Genomic DNA, 16,701 nt, shown 5'->3' on the forward strand with positions numbered 1-16,701 from the left:
ACCATGGGATTCCTGCAAGGCAAGCGCGCGTTGATCACCGGCATCGCCAGCCAGCGCTCCATCGCCAACGGCATCGCCGAGGCGATGCACCGCGAAGGCGCGGAACTGGCTTTCACCTATCAGAACGAAAAGCTCAAGTCGCGGGTCGAGGACGTAGCCTCGCGCCTGGGCGGCGGGCCCGTGTTCCCGCTCGACGTCAGCGACGACGCGCAGATCGAGGCCCTGTTCGCCGACCTTGGCAAGCACTGGGACGACGGTTTCGACATCCTCATCCACGCCATCGCCTTCGCCCCGCGCGAAGCGATCGCCGGCCAGTTCCTGGATGGCCTGACCCGCGACGCCTTTTCGGTGGCGCAGGACATCTCCGCCTATTCGCTGGCGGCGCTGGCCAAGGGCGCGCGCCCGCTGATGAAGGGCCGCAACGGCGCGGTGCTGACGCTGAGCTACCTGGGCGCCGTGCGCACCCTGCCCAGCTATAACGTGATGGGCGTGGCCAAGGCCAGCCTGGAAGCCACGATGCGCTACCTGGCCTACAACCTCGGGCCCGAAGGCACGCGCGTCAACGCGATCTCGGCCGGCCCCATCAAGACCCTGGCGGCGGCGGGCATTGGTGGCTTCCGCAAGATCCTCGGCCACGTCGAGTCACATGCGCCGCTGCGGCGCACGGTGAGCATCGATGATGTCGGCAACGTGGCGGCGTTCCTGTGTTCGGACCTGGCCGCCGGCATCACCGGCGAAGTGACCTATGTCGACGCCGGCTACAACATCGTCAGCATGACCGGCCTGGAAGAGCCCGCGACGGACGCCAGCTGAGCGATCCGCCAGCGCGACGGCAAGGCCGGACGCAAGGCGCAATGGAAAAAGCCCGGCATTGCCGGGCTTTTTCGTGGACGGGCGATGGCGGGACTCCGTGGCAGCGGCTACAGCCGCGATGCCAGCGCCCCGATCGCGGCCATGGCCTCTACCCGACGATCATCCAGGTGCTCCCTAGAGGCGCGCCTCGACCGTGGTCACCCGCACCCCTTCGCGCAGGGCACGCAGCAGCGCCATGGCGTCTTCATCGCCAGCCAGGCGCGTGAGCTGGGTCGCGATCATCGCGCGCTCCTCGGCATTGGCGGCTGATCCGGCATCGCCGGGCACGACCTTGTTGACCGCATAGACCACGATGCTGCCATCGTCCTGCAGCACCCGCCCAGCGGACACCCCGCCTTCGACCGGCTGCGGAGCGGCAAAGATGGCCTTGTTGGCCTCGGCCGACGGCATCGGCATGCCGCGACGCATGTCCGGCAGCGCCAGATGCTGCCAGCCCTTGGCCTCGGCGACTTCGGCCAGCGCCTTGCCTGCCGTGACTTCGGCCACTGCGGCATCGGCCTGGGCAAGCACGGCCAGGCGCGCGCGATCGGCGCGGATGGCCGCCACCACCTGGTCCCGAACCTCGGCCAGCGCACGCTCGCGCTCGGGCTCGTGCCCGGTCACCCGGATCAGCACGCTGTGGCTGGTGCCGAGTTCGATCGGATCGCTGACGGTGCCGTCCTGGACCAGGGCTTCGGAGAATGCAGCCCGCTGCACGGCCGGATCGGCGGCGATGCCTTCGCCGCCGCCGCGGACGAACGGCCCGGCCTTGAGCACCGGCAGGCCGGCCTCCCGCGCGGCCGGGGCCAGCGAGCTCGGGTTGCGATAGACCTGGTCCACCAGACGGCCGATCAGGTCGTTGAACGCACGCTCCCGGTCGGAGATGGCCTGCGCCGCGGCGAGCTCGACACGCGCGACCTCGAACGGCACTTCCTTGCCTTCACGCACCTCGCGCACCAGCAGCACGTGCCAGCCGAAGTCGGTCAGCACCGGCTCGGTGGCGACGCCCGGCGCGGCCGCATGCACGGCATTGTCGAAACTCTCGCCCATGATTCCACGCTCGAGCCAGCCGAGGTCGCCGCCTGCGCCCTTCGAGCCCTCGTCATCGGACTCCGCGCGCGCGATGGCGGCGAAGTCGGCGCCTTCGGTCCGCGCCTTGGCGGCGATATCGTTCGCCTCCGCCTGGGCGGCGTCGCGCGCCGCAGCGTCGGCGCCCTCGGGCACGCGCACCAGGATGTGCGACACAAGGCGCTGTTCGGGCTCGACGAAGCGCCCCTTCTCGAGTTCGTAGCGCGACCGCAGCGTGGCCTCGTCGGCCGGCTCGGGCTCGGGCACGGTGTCGGCGATGATCTCGACGTATTCGATCGAGACTTCTTCCGGCGCACGGTACTCGTCGCGGTGGCCGTCATACCAGGCCTGGATGTCGGTGGCGCCGATCGCACCGGTGTCCGGCGCAGGTGCCGGAATCACGGCCATGGCGACATCGCGCTGTTGGCCGAGCAGCTGCATCGTGCGCTCGACCTGCCCCGGGCTCGCGAAAGCCGTGCTGGCGACTCCACCAGGCAGCAGCACCATCTGCAGGCGCTCCCGGATCTCTTCCTGATGCTGGCGCGGCGTCTGCGCGGGCACGCGCGCCTGCAGCAGCATCTGGTAGCGCTGCGGATCGAAGCGGCCTTCCACCTGGAACTCGGGCATCGTCGACACGACTTCGGCGACGCGGGCATTGCCGACCGCGACCCCTGCGTTTTGCGCTGCCAGCGCCAGCACGGTGCGGTCGACCAGCTGGTCGAGGACGCGCAGCTTGTTGTCCATCTGCTCGAAGGCGCGCGCATCGTAGGCTTCGCCCCCGGTGGCGCGCGCCTGCTGGCGCGCGGCCTCGAATTCGTTGCGGAACTCGTCCGGCGAAACCTCGCGCGACACCCAGAACGCCTTGCGCACGGGCCAGATATCCGGCGCCGAACGCCACCAGGACGGCGGTGCCTCGACCTTCGCCGCGTAGTTCGCGGAGTTCTGGAACAGGTATTGCTCCATGCCGAAGAACGCGAACGGGATCGCGAGCAGCATCACGATCACGAGAGCGATCCAGCCGGAGGTTTTTTCTCGAAGTGCTTGCAGCATGTCGGGGGGTCGCGCGTTGGACGTAGCCGCGCAGTTTAGCGCATGGCTTGCCGCAGCGGCTCCGCGGGGCCGGACGACCTTGAAGCGCCGGCAACTGCAGGTCCCGCGTCGTCGGAAAAAAGAAAGGCGCCCTTGCGGGCGCCTTCCTGGTGTGACTGGCGGAGTGGACGGGACTCGAACCCGCGACCTCCGGCGTGACAGGCCAGCATTCTAACCAACTGAACTACCACTCCGCGTTGTCGAACCTGTTGCGAACGTCAGACCCTGGTGGGTGCTGAGGGGATCGAACCCCCGACCCTCTCCGTGTAAAGGAGACGCTCTACCGCTGAGCTAAGCACCCAAGCGGGTCGCTTAGTTTACAGCATCCTTCAGCGCCTTGCCAGCCTTGAAGACCGGATTTTTCGACGCGGCGATCGCGATCTCTTCGCCCGTGCGCGGATTGCGGCCGGTACGGGCGGCGCGATCCTTGACCTGGAAGGTGCCAAAGCCGATCAGGGCAACGGTGTCACCCTGCTTCAGGGCCTCGCCCACCGAGGACAGCACGGCGTCGACAGCACGCGCGGCATCGGCCTTGGACAGGTTGGCCTCGTCGGCAACGGCCTGGACCAGATCGTTCTTGTTCATTTAATCGGTGCTCCTGCGCGACCAAGGGTCGCTCGAATTGGTGACGGGCCTGCGGGCGGCCTGGCCGCCGCGGCTCCGGAATCGCTGGCGGCTACAAGTCGCGCAGCGAGCGGGAATTTATACCAGTGCGCTTGGTGCCGCGCAACAAAAAGGCGGCGCGGTCAGTGCTTGACATCAGCCCTGGGCGACGATTTGCGCGACGCGCGCGCCACCGGCTCGACCGGCGCGGGGGGCGGCAACGCAGGCAGCGGCCGCTCAAGCGCAAGGTCAAGCACTTCATCGATCCACTTCACCGGCACGATCTTCATGCCCTGAGTGACGTTCTTCGGGATGTCGGCGAGATCCTTGCGGTTCTCTTCCGGGATGATCACCGTGGTGATGCCGCCCCGCAGCGCCGCCAGCAGCTTTTCCTTGAGCCCGCCGATGGCCGTGACCTTGCCACGCAGGGTGATCTCGCCGGTCATCGCCACGTCGGCGCGCACCGGGATCCGGGTCAGGGTCGACACCAGCGAGGTCGCCATCGCGATGCCCGCGCTCGGGCCGTCCTTGGGCGTGGCGCCATCGGGCACGTGCACGTGGATGTCACGCTTCTGCAGGAAGTCGGGCTCAAGGCCGAACCGCTCGGCGCGCGCGCGCACCACCGACAGCGCCGCCGACGCCGACTCCTTCATCACGTCGCCAAGCTGGCCGGTGAGCGTGAGCTGCCCGCCCTTGCCGGGAACCAGGGTGGACTCGATCTGCAGCAGGTCACCGCCGACCTCGGTCCAGGCCAGGCCGGTGACCAGGCCGATCTCGTTGTCCTGCTCGGCGCGACCGAAGTCGTAGCGGCGCACGCCGAGGTACTTGTCGAGGTTCCTGGAGGCGACGCTGAGCGCGCGCGACTTCTTTTTCTGCGGCCCCGCCAGCGCGATCTCCTTCACCACCTTGCGGCAGATCTTTGCGATCTCGCGCTCCAGGTTGCGCACGCCGGACTCGCGCGTGTAGTAGCGCACGATGTCCTGTACCGCGCCCTCCGCGATCCTGATCTCGTCATCGCGCAGGCCATTGGCCTTGATCTGCTTTGGCAGCAGGTAACGCATGGCGATGTGGATCTTCTCCTCCTCGGTGTAGCCGGGAAGGCGGATCACCTCCATGCGGTCCAGCAGCGGACCGGGGATGTTGAGCGAGTTCGACGTCGCGACGAACATCACTTCCGACAGATCGAGGTCGACTTCAAGATAGTGGTCGTTGAAGGCGTTGTTCTGCTCGGGATCCAGCACTTCCAGCAGCGCCGAGGACGGGTCGCCGCGGAAGTCCATCGACATCTTGTCGATCTCGTCGAGCATGAACAGCGGGTTCTTGACGCCGGCCTTGTTGAGGTTCTGGACGATGCGTCCCGGCATCGAACCAACGTAGGTGCGGCGATGGCCGCGGATCTCGGCCTCGTCGCGCACGCCGCCGAGCGACATGCGCACGAACTTGCGGTTGGTGGCCTTCGCGATCGACTGGCCAAGCGAGGTCTTGCCCACGCCCGGCGGGCCGACCAGGCACAGGATCGCGCCCTTCATCTGCTTCACGCGGGTCTGCACCGCGAGGTATTCGAGGATGCGTTCCTTGACCTTCTCAAGCCCGTAATGGTCCGCGTCAAGCACGTCCTGCGCAGCATTGAGGTCCTTGCGCACCTTGCTGCGCTTCTTCCACGGCACGCCGAGCAGCCATTCCAGGTAGTTGCGCACCACCGCGGCTTCCGCAGCCATCGGCGACATCTGCTTGAGCTTGTTGAGCTCGGACTTCGCCTTGGTTTCCACGGGCTTGGGCATGCCGGCAGCGGCGATCTTCCGCGCCAGTTCCTCCAGGTCGTTGGGCGCGTCGTCCATGTCGCCCAGCTCTTTCTGGATCGCCTTCATCTGTTCGTTGAGGTAGTACTCGCGCTGCGACTTCTCCATCTGGCCCTTCACCCGGCCGCGGATGCGCTTCTCCATCTGCTGCACGTCGATCTCGCCGTCGACCAGGCCGACCAGCATCTCAAGCCGCTCAGCGGTGCCGAAGGTTTCAAGCAGGCGCTGCTTCTCGCCCAGGCGCACGCCCAGGTGCGCAGCGACGGTGTCGGCCAGGCGCGAGGGCTCGTCGATGCCCGCAAGCGTCTGCAGCAGCTCCGGCGGCAGCTTGCGGTTTGTCTTGACGTATTGCTCGAACAGCCCCATCAGCGAGCGTGCGATGGCTTCGACCTCGCGCGGTTCGCGGTCCTCGACGGGGTCCACCGCGGTGCCGGTGCCGACCAGCGCGCCATCGACCTCGCGCACGGCGTCGACCGAGGCGCGCTGGACACCCTCGACCAGCACCTTGATGGTGCCATCAGGCAGCTTCAGCAGCTGCAGCACCTGCGCCAGCGTGCCAACCGGGTGCAGGTCGTCGGCGCCCGGATCGTCGGTTTCGGCGGATGTCTGCGCGACCAGCAGCACCTGCTTGTCGCCCTCCATCGCCACGTCAAGCGCGCGAATGGACTTGTCGCGGCCCACGAACAACGGGATGACCATGTGCGGGAACACCACCACGTCGCGCAGCGGCAGGACCGGCAGGTCAAAAGTGGTGGGCTGGGTGCTCATCTGGACTCCTGGAATACGGGCGGCCGGGCGCCGCATGGTTCTGGTTATGGGGTCCGGCGGAAGTGGATGCAAGCGCTGCGAGCCGGTCCGCGCTGAACGCCCCGACGCATGGCGCGGTACCCGTTCATGGACAGCAGGCAGTGGCGGACAGGCGGCCGCAAGCCGCGGCCAAGCGACGCTCCCGGGGAGCGGTCGTGACGCGAGCCGCGATTGCATGGAAACAACCACGGCCGCGAGATCGGCGGGCGTGCAACTGTGGGGAGCGGCCACGGCCGCGATGCCGGCGGGCGGGATTCGCGGCCATGGCCGCCCCCACAAAAGCCTGGACTCGACAAAGGCGGACGCCAGCCCCGGCTGCCGCCCCGGGGCGGCCTCACCCGGAGGCCGCGTTCAGTCGCCCGAGGCGGCCTTCGCCGGCGGGGCGGCTGGGGTTTCGTAGATCAGGTAGGGCTCGGACTTGTGCTCGATCACCGACTCGTCCACCACCACCTTGCTCACGTTTTCCTGCGACGGCAGGTCGTACATCGTGTCCAGCAGCACCGATTCGACGATGGTGCGCAGGCCACGCGCGCCCGTCTTGCGCTTCAGCGCCTTGCGGGCGATGGCGGCCAGCGCGTCGGGGCGGAACTCCAGTTCGACGCCTTCCATCTCGAACAGCTTGCGGAACTGCTTGGTGATGGCGTTCTTCGGCTCCGACAGGATCTTGACCAGCGCCGCCTCGTCCAGCTCCTCGAGCGTGGCGACCACCGGCAGGCGGCCGACGAACTCGGGGATCAGGCCGAACTTGATCAGGTCCTCGGGCTCGACCGCGGCCAGCACCTTGCCGAATTCGACCTTGCGCTCGGAGCTCTTGAGCTTGGCGCCGAAGCCGATGCCGCTGGCGTCGGTGCTGCGCTGCTGGATGACCTTGTCCAGGCCTGCGAACGCGCCGCCGACGATGAACAGGATGTTGCGGGTGTCGACCTGCAGGAACTCCTGCTGCGGATGCTTGCGCCCGCCCTGCGGCGGCACGCTGGCGACCGTGCCCTCGATGAGCTTCAGCAGCGCCTGCTGCACGCCCTCGCCCGACACGTCGCGGGTGATCGACGGGTTCTCGCTCTTGCGCGAGATCTTGTCGATCTCGTCGATGTAGACGATGCCCTGCTGTGCCTTCTCGACGTCGTAGTCGCACTTCTGCAGCAGCTTCTGGATGATGTTCTCGACGTCCTCGCCGACATAGCCGGCCTCGGTCAGCGTCGTGGCATCGGCCATCGTGAACGGCACGTTGAGCATCCGCGCCAGCGTTTCCGCCAGCAGCGTCTTGCCCGAGCCGGTCGGGCCGACCAGCAGGATGTTGGACTTGGCGAGCTCGACCTCGTCGTTCTTCTGCCGGCTCTCGATGCGCTTGTAATGGTTGTACACCGCCACCGCGAGCGTCTTCTTCGCCCGCTGCTGCCCGATCACGTACTGGTCCAGTACCTCGAGGATCTCCTTCGGCTTGGGCAGCGAACTGCGCGCGCTCTGGGCCTTCTCCTCGAGTTCCTCGCGGATGATGTCGTTGCACAGCTCGACGCATTCGTCGCAGATGAACACGCTCGGGCCCGCGATCAGCTTGCGGACCTCATGCTGGCTCTTCCCGCAGAACGAGCAGTAGAGGATCTTGCTGCTGTCGCCGGAACGGCCCTGTCTGTCTTCGGTCATGCGTTCGCCAATCGGTGTTTCGGGGGGGTCGGGGTCGAGAATAGCACCCGGGCCCCGGGCCGCAAGCGCGGCGGGGTCCAGGCTGCGATGGCCGGGGCCATGGCGTGGGTCAGTGGCAGGCCTGCCTGCTCAGGCTGGCTGGATGGAGTCTTCGGGTCGCCGTTCGAGTACTTCGTCCACAAGGCCGTACTCGCGCGCGGCCACGGCACTCTTGAAGTTGTCGCGTTCAGTGTCGTGGGCGACGGTCTCGATCGACTGGCCGGTGTGGCGGGCCAGGATCTCGTTCAGGTTCTTCTTCATCGAGAGGATTTCGCGGGCGTGGATCTCGATGTCGGTCGCCTGGCCCTGGAAGCCGCCCAGGGGCTGGTGGATCATCACCCGCGAGTTCGGCAGCGCGTAGCGCTTGCCGGCCGCGCCCGCGGCCAGCAGCAGCGCGCCCATGCTGGCCGCCTGGCCGACGCAGATGGTGCTGACGTCGGGCTTGATGAACTGCATGGTGTCGTAGATCGCCATGCCCGCCGTGACGATGCCGCCCGGCGAGTTGATGTACAGGTTGATGTCCTTCTCGGGGTTTTCGGCCTCGAGGAACAGCATCTGCGCCACGATCACGTTGGCAACGTGGTCGTCGATGCCGCCGACCAGGAAGATCACCCGCTCCTTCAGCAGGCGCGAATAGATGTCGTACGCGCGCTCGCCGCGGCTGGTCTGTTCGACCACCATCGGCACGAGGTTGAGGGCCTTGGTCTGGATGTTCATTTGATTCCCGTGTCGGTCGGACGCGCTCACGCCTGCGGCGCGATCGCTTCCTGGAAGGTCAGCTGGGTGTCGGTGTGCTCGGCGCGCTCGGCGATCCAGTCGATCACCTGCTCCTCCATCACCCGGTTCTGCAGCCCACTCATAAGCTGGGGATCGTTGCGGTACAAGTCAATGACCTGCTGCGGCTCCTCGTAGGTCGAGGCGATCAGGCGCAGGCTTTCGTCCAGGCGCTTGCGGTCCAGGATCAGCTGGTGCTTGCGGGCGACCTCGCCGACCAGCAGACCGACCAGGACACGCTTGCGCGCGGGCTCCATGAAATTCTCGTGGGCATTGGCCGGCGGCTCGGAGGGGCGGCCCTCGCGGCGGGCCTGCTCGGCCACCTGGGCAACCAGCGCACGCGCCTCCCGCTCGATCAGGTTCGGCGGCAGCTCGACGTCGGCATAGGCGGCCACCAGCTGCTCCCCGACCGCGCGGCGCAGGCGGTTCATCAGCGCGTGCTTGAGTTCGCGCTCGAGGTTGGTGCGGATGTCCACGCGGAACTGGTCCATCTCGCCGCTCTTGACGCCGAAGCTGCGGATGAACGCCGCGTCGGCCTCCGGGAGCACTTCCTCGGACACCTGCTCGGCGCGCAGGTGCACCTTCGCCGACTTGCCGGCCAGCTGCGGCACGCGCCAGCCTTCCGGGAAGGTCACCTCGACCTCCTTCTCGTCACCGGTGGACATGCCCACCAGCGCCGCTTCGATATCGGCGAACATCGCGCCGGAACCGATCACCGACACGCCGCGCTCGGTGCCCTCGGCAGGCATGCGCTCGCCGTCGACCTCGGACCAGGTCTCGACGTCGACCGCATCGCCCTGCTTCGCGGCGCGGGTCACGGCGGTCCAGCTGCGACGCTGCTGGCGCAGGTTCCCGATCATGCGGTCGATGTCTTCCTCGGTGACCTCGGCCACCGCGCGGTCGACCTTGAGGCCGGAGACGTCGATCTCGCCGAAGTCCGGCACCACTTCGAAGGTGGCGACGTACGACAGGTCGTTGGCATCGTCTTCGCGTTCGATGCTGGGCTGGCCGGCAATGCGCAGTTCGTTCTCGCGCAGTGCGTTGTCGAAGCCCTCGCGCAGCAGGCCGTCCAGGACCTCGCTGCGGACCTGCGCGCCGAAGCGCTGCTCGATCACCTTCGCCGGCACCTTGCCGGGGCGGAAGCCCTTGATACGCGTCGTACGTGCGATTTCGCGCAGGCGGCCGCCCATCTGGTCCTGCAGGCGCTCGGCCGGCAGGCTGAAGGTCATCTTGCGTCCGAGGTTGCCGACGGTCTCGACTGAAACTTGCATACCCACTCCTGCCACCGCGGCCAGGGCCGCGGGCGTTGATAGTCTGGTTTGGCCGAACCGCGGGCTGGCCCGGATCCGGCGACGGAACGGGACATTTTGGCGGAATCCGGCCGCTGCCGCCAGCACCACGCGTTGACACCGTCCGGAGGCCTCCCGACAATGCCCCGGACCAGCCGCGGCGGCACCGGCTGTCCGCATTCGTCGGGGTATAGCGCAGTCTGGTAGCGCGCCTGCTTTGGGAGCAGGATGTCGGGGGTTCGAATCCCTCTACCCCGACCATTCTTCTGCGCCCGTAGCTCAACCGGATAGAGCACCGGCCTTCTAAGCCGGGGGTTGCAGGTTCGAGTCCTGCCGGGCGCGCCAGATCTCCAGATGCCTGCAACCCGTCGCACTTCACTTCCGACCGCGCTACAATGCGCGGCCCGTCGGTTCGACGCGGGACCCAATGGTGGATGTAGCTCAGCTGGTTAGAGCACCGGATTGTGATTCCGGGGGTCGCGGGTTCAAATCCCGTCTTCCACCCCAGCTTTCGCCGATGACCTGCAGTGTTGATCTGCCGGCCATCGTTTTGCTAAGATTTCCCGCTCGGGGCCGTTAGCTCAGTTGGTAGAGCAGTTGACTCTTAATCAATAGGTCCAAGGTTCGAATCCTTGACGGCCCACCAAGACCCGAAGCGCCCGGCCCCGCCGGGCGTTTTTTTGTTTGCGGGGCGCTCCGGCGGATGGCCGGCCCAGCACGATGCGAAAGTGGCGGAATTGGTAGACGCCCTGGTTTTAGGTACCAGTGCCGCAAGGCGTGGGGGTTCGAGTCCCCCCTTTCGCACCACCCCGGGGCCGCGCAGGCTCCCGCCCAGCCGGCCCGTGTATCCTTCCGCGCAGGCAAACGCACACTGAACCCTTGGGGAAATCCATGCGCAGCGGCAACCCGGTCCTTTCCGACTCCACCTTCCTCGATCTTGGCAGCGGCACCGTCGTGACCCGCGATGGCGCCGGGACCATGACCATCAACGGCACGATCAACAAGACCGCGTTCCTGCTGTTCCTGACAGTGTTGACCGCGGCGTTCGCCTGGAGCCAGGCGTTCACGCCGGGCGGCGAGATCGCCCCGGGCTTCTCCGTGTACATGTGGGGCGGCCTGATCGGCGGCTTCATCCTGGCCATGGTCACGGTGTTCAAGAAGGAATGGGCGCCGGTGACCGCGCCGCTCTACGCGCTGGTCGAAGGCTTTTTCCTCGGCGCGATCTCCGCTCTGTACAGCCATATGTACGAAGGCATCGTGGTCCACGCCGTGATGCTGACCTTCGGCACCCTGTTCGCGATGCTGTTCGCTTATCGCGCGGGCTGGATCCAGGCCACCGAGAAGTTCAAGCTCGGCGTGGTCGCGGCCACCGGCGGCATCTTCCTGGTGTACCTGGCGACGATCGTGCTGGGCTTCTTCGGCGTCAACATCCCGATGATCCATGACAACGGCATCGTCGGCATCGGCTTCAGTCTGTTCGTGATCGTGATCGCGGCGCTGAACCTCGTGCTCGACTTCGATTTCATCCAGTCCGGCTCCGAGCAGGGCGCGCCGAAGTACATGGAGTGGTACGGCGCCTTCGGCCTGATGGTCACCCTGGTGTGGCTGTACATCGAGTTCCTGCGCCTGCTGTCCAAGCTGCAGTCCCGCTGACGGTTGCACCACGCAGCACGCATCAGGAGGGCGCCCCGCGGGGCGCCCTTCGCGTATGGGCTTCAAGGGGAACAGCAAGAGCCTTTGCCACGGATTCGCGCGGATAAGCGGATCTACGCAGATAGAGCGAAAACAGGGAAAAACGGGTGCTTCATGCCACACGGACCTGCTCCTCTCCTGCCTTATCCGCGTAGATCCGCGAAAAATCCGCGTAAATCCGTGGCAAAAAAGCTCTTGGCTTTTCCCGGCTAGGCAGCACCTGGCCCCGCCGCACCCGCCGCATCCGCCGCAAGCGCCGGTTCGCGCCGCGGCCGGGCCATGAAGCCGATCGCCACCAACGCCAGGATCCAGCAGTAGAAGACGCTGCCCGAGAGCGACAGCGGGGAGACCGAGGCCAGGCCGGCGGCAAGCAGGATCTGCGCGCCATAGGGCAACACGCCTTGCGGTACGCAGGCGAAGATGTCGAGCACGCTCGCCGCGCGCCGGGGGCTGATGCCGTGGCGGTGGGCGATGTCGCGGGCGACGTCGCCGCTGACCAGGATCGCGACGGTGTTGTTGGCGGTGAACACGTCCGCGGTCGCCGAGAGCGCGGCGATGCTGAACTCGCCCGTGCGCCGTCCCTGATGGCCGCGCGCGAAGCGGGCGATCGCACGCGCCAGCCAATCCAGGCCGCCAGCGGCCTTCATCAGCGCGCCAACGCCGCCGATCAGCAGCGACAGCAGCAGGATTTCCGTCATGCCCTCGAAGCCGGTCCAGATATCGCCGGCGTACTGCACCAGGTCGTAGTCCGGGCCCAGCGCCAGCCCGAACGCGCCGGCCAGCGCGAGACCGATGCCCAGCACCAGGATCACGTCCAGACCGCTGAGCGCGAGGGCCAGCACCAGCACATAGGGCAGCACCAGCCAGGCCGACGCCGGCTGCTCGGTGGTCACCGGCGCCGGGTCGCCGAGGAAGGCGAGCAGCACCATCGTCGCCAGTGCCGCCGGCAGTGCGATCCTGAAATTTTCGCGGAACTTGTCGCGCATCTCCGCGCCCTGGCTGCGGGTGGCGGCGATGGTGGTATCCGAAATCACCGACAGGTTGTCGCCGAACATCGCGCCGCCGATCACCGCACCCACGACCAGCGCGCGATCCAGGCCCGACGCATCCGCCACGCCCAACGCGATCGGCACCACCGCCGCGATCGTGCCCATCGACGTGCCTATCGCCAGCGAGATCAGCGAGGCGACGACGAACAGTCCAGGCAGCAGCAGCGCTGCAGGCACCGCACCGACGCCCAGGGCAACCACCGCATCGACCGCGCCAATCGCCTGCGAGACATAGGCGAATGCGCCCGCCAACAGGAAAATCAGGCACATCGTCATGATGTTCGGGTCGCCCATGCCGCGCAGCAGCACCTCGCCCGCCTTCACCCCCCGGCGGTGGGCGAGCCACGCGGCGAGCGCGAGCGCCGGGAGGATCGCGACCGGCGCCCGCAGCTGGTAGAAGCCCATCGCTTCGCCCTGCAGGGTGAAATAGAGCCCGGATCCGAAGAACAGCGCCAGGAACAGCAGCAGCGGGGTCAGCGCCAGGGCGCTGGGGCGGGTATTCATCGCTTTATCCGCATGAAAGGATTTGCGATTGTGGGCCGCACGACCCGCACTGTCGAGGCGAGCGTCGGGACAGCGGTGTTCCAGAAACGAAACGGGCGCCGAAGCGCCCGTCTGCATTGCCATCCCGCCTGCCCCGCGGCAGGCCGCCGGCTCAGGCCGCGGCGCGGCCTGCGATCGCCCGGGCGAAGCCCATGGTGGTACCGGAGCCACCCAGGTCGGGGGTGAGCGAGTCCTTGGCTTCCAGCGTGGCCACGATCGCCGCGCGCAGTTTGCCGGCCTGCTCGACCATGCCGAGGTGCTCGAGCATCTGCACCGCGCCCAACAGCAGGGCGCAGGGGTTGGCGACGCCCTTGCCGGCGATGTCCGGCGCCGAGCCGTGCACGGCCTCGAAGATCGCCGCGTCCTTGCCGATGTTGGCGCCCGGGATCAGGCCCAGGCCACCGATCAGGCCGGCGCAGAGGTCGGAGATGATGTCGCCGAACAGGTTGGTGGTCACGATGATGTCGAACTGCTCCGGGCGCATCACCAGCTGCATGCAGGTGTTGTCCACGATCATCTCGTTGCACTCGATGTCCGGGTATTCCTTGGCCACTTCGCGCGCGGCGTTGAGGAAGATTCCCGAGGTCGACTTCAGGATGTTGGCCTTGTGCACCACCGTGACCTTCTTGCGGCCGACGCGGCGCGCAAGGTCGAATGCGTAGCGCACGATGCGCTCGGAGCCATTGCGGGTGTTGCGGGTGACCGACACCGCCCAGCTGCCGTCGGGCGCGGTTTCCTGGCCTTCGGCGCTGTAGGCACCCTCGGTGTTCTCGCGCACGGTGATGATGTCCACGCCCTCGGTGTAGCGCGAGCGGGTGTTCGGGAACGAGGTCGCCGGACGCACGTTCGCGTACAGGTCGAAGTGGCGGCGCAGCTGGACGTTGATCGACGAAAAACCGTCGCCGACCGGCGTGGTCAGGGGGCTCTTGAGCGCGACCCGGTTGCGGCTGATCGAGTCCAGCGTGGCCTGCGGAAGCAGTTCGCCGTGTTTCTCGAGCGCCATCAGGCCGGCGTCGGCTTCTTCATACGCAAGGTCGAGGCCCATGGCGTCGAGCACGTGCAGGGTGGCGTCCATGATCTCCGGGCCGATGCCATCGCCGCGGATGACCGTGATTGTCTGGGTCATTGTTTGGGGTCCATACAGGGGGGGACGCCGGGCGCATGCGCAGGCGTCGGGGAAGCGAAATGCAGCCCCCGATTATGCCGCAAGCGGTCCGGCACTGCGCGCAGCCGCCCCTGAACGCAGTGATGAATGCGTGGCGGCCCGTGGGCCAGCCGCCTTGCGCCCTACGCGTCCTTGCCCGTCACCAGGGGCTCGAAGCCCCCTGCCCGGTGCAGCGCCATCATGTCGTCGTAGCCACCGACGTGGGCGTCGCCGACGAAAATCTGCGGCACCGAGGTGCGACCGGCAAGCGACACCATGCGCTCGCGCTCGGCGGGGTCGGTGTCGATCCGCACTTCGGTCCACTCAAGGCCCTTGCTGCGCAGGAAGTTCTTGGCGGCGACGCAGTAGGCGCAAACCGCGCTGGTGTAGAGGGTGATCTCGGGGGAAGTGTTTTCGTTCAAGGGATTCTCCGGAAACTTGTGGCGCCAGACGCGGTCAATGGTGCGGTGGGCGCGGACGCGGATATCGCGCGGGCCGATTCCGCACGGGTCGGCTGCATTTTCGCCGATCTTGCACGGCGCGTCGTGCACGCGCCGCAACGGTCCGGATCGAGGGCCCGGATTAACGAGGTGTTCACGCCTGCCGTCCGCGTCGCCCCCATCCTGTCAGCCCGCCCTCCCCCTCTACGACCTGGCCTCAGCCCATCCGATCCCGCATGCGCCTGCTTCCCGCCACCATCGCCTTCGCTCTCGCAGTGGCCGCCTCCGCGGCACCTGCGCAGCAGCGGCTGCCCGATATCGGATCGTCGGCGGACACCATGCTCGGACCCGCACAGCAGCGCGAGTACGGGCAGATGCTGTTGGCGCAGCTGCGCCACTACGACTACATCCTCGATGACCCGTTGATCGATTCGTGGCTCCGCCACATGGGCAACCGGCTGGCCGAGGCCAGCGACCAGCCCGAGCAGCCGTTCACTTTCTTCATGATCAAGGACCGTTCGGTCAATGCGTTCGCCACCCTGGGCGGGTACATCGGTACCAACGCGGGCCTGGTGCTGATCGCCGAAAGCGAGGACGAGGTCGCCGGCGTGCTCGCCCACGAAGTCGCGCACGTGACCCAGGCCCATGTCCTGCGCGGGGCCGAGCGCGCCCAGCGCGACAGCATTCCGATCCTGCTGGCGATGCTGGGCGCCATGGCCGTGGCTTCGCAGACCAGCAGCGACTCGGCGGGAAACGCCGCGGTCGCGGCGGTTGCCGGCGCCCAGGGCCTGCTGCTCCAGCGCCGGATCGACTACACGCGCGCCAACGAATCCGAGGCCGACCGCGTGGGCATGCGCACGCTTGCCCGCAGCGGCTACGACACGACTGCTATGGCAAGGATGTTCGAACACATGCAGGCGCTGTCACGCACGAACCAGGGAGGCGAGCGCGAGCGCATGCCGGACTACCTGCGCACCCACCCCGTCACCACCGTCCGGATCAGCGAGGCCCGGCAGTTGGCCGAGCAGCATGCCGACCGGAACAAGGGCAGCTTTTCAACCGTCGGGCTTGCCGGCAACAACCCCCTGCTGCCGCCGCTGTTGCGCCCGGGCGCTCCCGGCGCCGCCAGCGGCAACCAGTTCGGTTGGGCTCGTGAGCGCCTGCGTGCGCTGAGCGCGGAGACTCCGGCACGCGCCATCTCCGAGTACGCCCGGCTTTCGCGCAGCGGCGAGCTCACCGACCCCCAGCGCTACGGATTGGCCGTGGCGCAGCTGCTTGCGGGCCAGGGGGCCGAGGCCGCACGCGGCTTCGAAGCGTTGCTGGCCTCGAACCCCGGCGACACCTGGCTGCTGCTTGGCCTGGCACGGGCCGAGTCGCGCCAGGGCCTGCACGCCGCAGCCGATGCCCGCTACGAAGACCTGGTGCGGCGCATGCCGCGCAACCGCGCCGTGGTGCTGGGCTATGCCGAAACCCTGGTCGAACGCAACAATGCCGAATCCGGGCGTCGTGCCCAGGACATCCTGCGCCCGCTGATGGCCGCGTCCGGCGAAGATCCGGTGTTCCACCACATCTTTGCCCGCGCCAGCGACAGCGCCGGCGACCCGATTCGCGCCGGCGAGGCCTGGGCGGAAAACGCCTTCCTCAACGGCCGCGCCGAGCAGGCCCTGCTCCAGCTCAATACCCTGCGCAAGCGCGACGACCTCGACTATTACGCCCGCGCCCGGATCGATGCGCGGATCGCCGCGATCACCCCGACCGTGCTTGAACTCCGCCGCCAGGGCATCCGCGACCCCGACCTGCACCGGCGGTGAGACCGCGCCGCCGCGCGGCGCTGTCACCAAACAGTCACCAAACCGTCGTCTAATGGCCGCC

At 67.5% G+C, this 16,701-nt stretch carries 12 protein-coding genes and 7 tRNA genes; 8 read left to right on the top strand and 11 right to left on the bottom strand.

The features are described from left to right. Positions 1–3: 3 nt before the first annotated feature. The gene (locus tag ACW7GZ_RS06540; protein WP_457003086.1) at positions 4–813 is read left to right on the top strand and encodes an enoyl-ACP reductase FabI; all 810 of its coding nucleotides are present in this window, start codon (positions 4–6) and stop codon (positions 811–813) included. A 174-nt stretch (positions 814–987) separates the two neighbouring features. Here ACW7GZ_RS06540 and ACW7GZ_RS06545 read toward each other — a convergent pair whose 3' ends face one another. The 8 genes from ACW7GZ_RS06545 to tig all read right to left on the bottom strand — a co-directional run bounded on the left by ACW7GZ_RS06545 (position 988) and on the right by tig (position 9,943). After that, positions 988–2,970 (bottom strand): SurA N-terminal domain-containing protein, encoded by a 1,983-nt coding sequence (locus tag ACW7GZ_RS06545; protein WP_457008459.1) that lies wholly within the window; start codon positions 2,968–2,970, stop codon positions 988–990. 156 nt (positions 2,971–3,126) lie between these two features. Next, positions 3,127–3,203: transfer RNA gene (locus ACW7GZ_RS06550), tRNA-Asp, on the bottom strand. 32 nt (positions 3,204–3,235) lie between these two features. Beyond that, positions 3,236–3,310 (bottom strand) — tRNA-Val (locus tag ACW7GZ_RS06555). An 11-nt stretch (positions 3,311–3,321) separates the two neighbouring features. Next, positions 3,322–3,594: an HU family DNA-binding protein gene (locus ACW7GZ_RS06560; protein ID WP_343255444.1), complete on the bottom strand. Its 273-nt coding sequence runs from the start codon at positions 3,592–3,594 to the stop codon at positions 3,322–3,324. Between the two features lie 161 nt (positions 3,595–3,755). Further along, on the bottom strand, positions 3,756–6,179 hold the full coding sequence (gene lon / locus ACW7GZ_RS06565; RefSeq protein ID WP_457003082.1) for an endopeptidase La: 2,424 nt from the start codon (positions 6,177–6,179) through the stop codon (positions 3,756–3,758). A gap of 390 nt (positions 6,180–6,569) precedes the next feature. Then, positions 6,570–7,859: an ATP-dependent Clp protease ATP-binding subunit ClpX gene (gene clpX / locus ACW7GZ_RS06570; RefSeq protein WP_457003081.1), complete on the bottom strand. Its 1,290-nt coding sequence runs from the start codon at positions 7,857–7,859 to the stop codon at positions 6,570–6,572. Between the two features lie 129 nt (positions 7,860–7,988). Then, complete coding sequence (gene clpP, locus ACW7GZ_RS06575; protein ID WP_457003078.1) at positions 7,989–8,615, bottom strand: ATP-dependent Clp endopeptidase proteolytic subunit ClpP; 627 nt, start codon at positions 8,613–8,615, stop codon at positions 7,989–7,991. Between the two features lie 26 nt (positions 8,616–8,641). Further along, positions 8,642–9,943 (bottom strand): trigger factor, encoded by a 1,302-nt coding sequence (gene tig / locus ACW7GZ_RS06580; protein ID WP_457003076.1) that lies wholly within the window; start codon positions 9,941–9,943, stop codon positions 8,642–8,644. A 202-nt stretch (positions 9,944–10,145) separates the two neighbouring features. On the opposite strand from tig, the gene ACW7GZ_RS06585 reads away from it, so the two are divergent. The 6 genes from ACW7GZ_RS06585 (at position 10,146) to ACW7GZ_RS06610 (ending at position 11,614) form a co-directional block, all read left to right on the top strand. Further along, positions 10,146–10,222, top strand: a tRNA-Pro gene (locus ACW7GZ_RS06585). 7 nt (positions 10,223–10,229) lie between these two features. Continuing rightward, positions 10,230–10,306 (top strand) — tRNA-Arg (locus ACW7GZ_RS06590). Between the two features lie 85 nt (positions 10,307–10,391). Next, positions 10,392–10,468, top strand: a tRNA-His gene (locus ACW7GZ_RS06595). Positions 10,469–10,531: 63 nt separating this feature from the next. Then, a tRNA-Lys gene (locus ACW7GZ_RS06600) sits at positions 10,532–10,607 on the top strand. Between the two features lie 76 nt (positions 10,608–10,683). Beyond that, positions 10,684–10,768, top strand: a tRNA-Leu gene (locus ACW7GZ_RS06605). An 84-nt stretch (positions 10,769–10,852) separates the two neighbouring features. Then, complete coding sequence (locus tag ACW7GZ_RS06610; protein WP_457003074.1) at positions 10,853–11,614, top strand: Bax inhibitor-1/YccA family protein; 762 nt, start codon at positions 10,853–10,855, stop codon at positions 11,612–11,614. Between the two features lie 248 nt (positions 11,615–11,862). On the opposite strand, the gene ACW7GZ_RS06615 is transcribed toward ACW7GZ_RS06610, so the two are convergent. The 3 genes from ACW7GZ_RS06615 to grxC form a co-directional block, all read right to left on the bottom strand. Then, the gene (locus ACW7GZ_RS06615) at positions 11,863–13,329 is read right to left on the bottom strand and encodes a Na+/H+ antiporter NhaC family protein (RefSeq protein ID WP_457008461.1); all 1,467 of its coding nucleotides are present in this window, start codon (positions 13,327–13,329) and stop codon (positions 11,863–11,865) included. Between the two features lie 28 nt (positions 13,330–13,357). Beyond that, the gene (locus ACW7GZ_RS06620; protein ID WP_457008463.1) at positions 13,358–14,371 is read right to left on the bottom strand and encodes an isocitrate dehydrogenase; all 1,014 of its coding nucleotides are present in this window, start codon (positions 14,369–14,371) and stop codon (positions 13,358–13,360) included. A 161-nt stretch (positions 14,372–14,532) separates the two neighbouring features. After that, on the bottom strand, positions 14,533–14,811 hold the full coding sequence (gene grxC, locus ACW7GZ_RS06625) for a glutaredoxin 3 (protein ID WP_457003070.1): 279 nt from the start codon (positions 14,809–14,811) through the stop codon (positions 14,533–14,535). Between the two features lie 254 nt (positions 14,812–15,065). On the opposite strand from grxC, the gene ACW7GZ_RS06630 reads away from it, so the two are divergent. Then, a complete protein-coding gene (locus ACW7GZ_RS06630) occupies positions 15,066–16,640 on the top strand; it encodes a M48 family metalloprotease (protein WP_457008465.1) in 1,575 nt (524 codons plus the stop codon). Positions 16,641–16,701: the final 61 nt, after the last annotated feature.

This window comes from Luteimonas sp. A537 (genome assembly GCF_054052065.1).

Coding starts and splice junctions, on each gene's coding strand:
- ACW7GZ_RS06540 (WP_457003086.1), top strand. CDS start 4: ATGGGATTCCTGCAAGGCAAGCGCGCGTTGATCACCGGCATCGCCAGC.
- ACW7GZ_RS06545 (WP_457008459.1), bottom strand. CDS start 2,970: ATGCTGCAAGCACTTCGAGAAAAAACCTCCGGCTGGATCGCTCTCGTG.
- ACW7GZ_RS06560 (WP_343255444.1), bottom strand. CDS start 3,594: ATGAACAAGAACGATCTGGTCCAGGCCGTTGCCGACGAGGCCAACCTG.
- lon (WP_457003082.1), bottom strand. CDS start 6,179: ATGAGCACCCAGCCCACCACTTTTGACCTGCCGGTCCTGCCGCTGCGC.
- clpX (WP_457003081.1), bottom strand. CDS start 7,859: ATGACCGAAGACAGACAGGGCCGTTCCGGCGACAGCAGCAAGATCCTC.
- clpP (WP_457003078.1), bottom strand. CDS start 8,615: ATGAACATCCAGACCAAGGCCCTCAACCTCGTGCCGATGGTGGTCGAA.
- tig (WP_457003076.1), bottom strand. CDS start 9,943: ATGCAAGTTTCAGTCGAGACCGTCGGCAACCTCGGACGCAAGATGACC.
- ACW7GZ_RS06610 (WP_457003074.1), top strand. CDS start 10,853: ATGCGCAGCGGCAACCCGGTCCTTTCCGACTCCACCTTCCTCGATCTT.
- ACW7GZ_RS06615 (WP_457008461.1), bottom strand. CDS start 13,329: ATGGCAATGCAGACGGGCGCTTCGGCGCCCGTTTCGTTTCTGGAACAC.
- ACW7GZ_RS06620 (WP_457008463.1), bottom strand. CDS start 14,371: ATGACCCAGACAATCACGGTCATCCGCGGCGATGGCATCGGCCCGGAG.
- ACW7GZ_RS06630 (WP_457008465.1), top strand. CDS start 15,066: ATGCGCCTGCTTCCCGCCACCATCGCCTTCGCTCTCGCAGTGGCCGCC.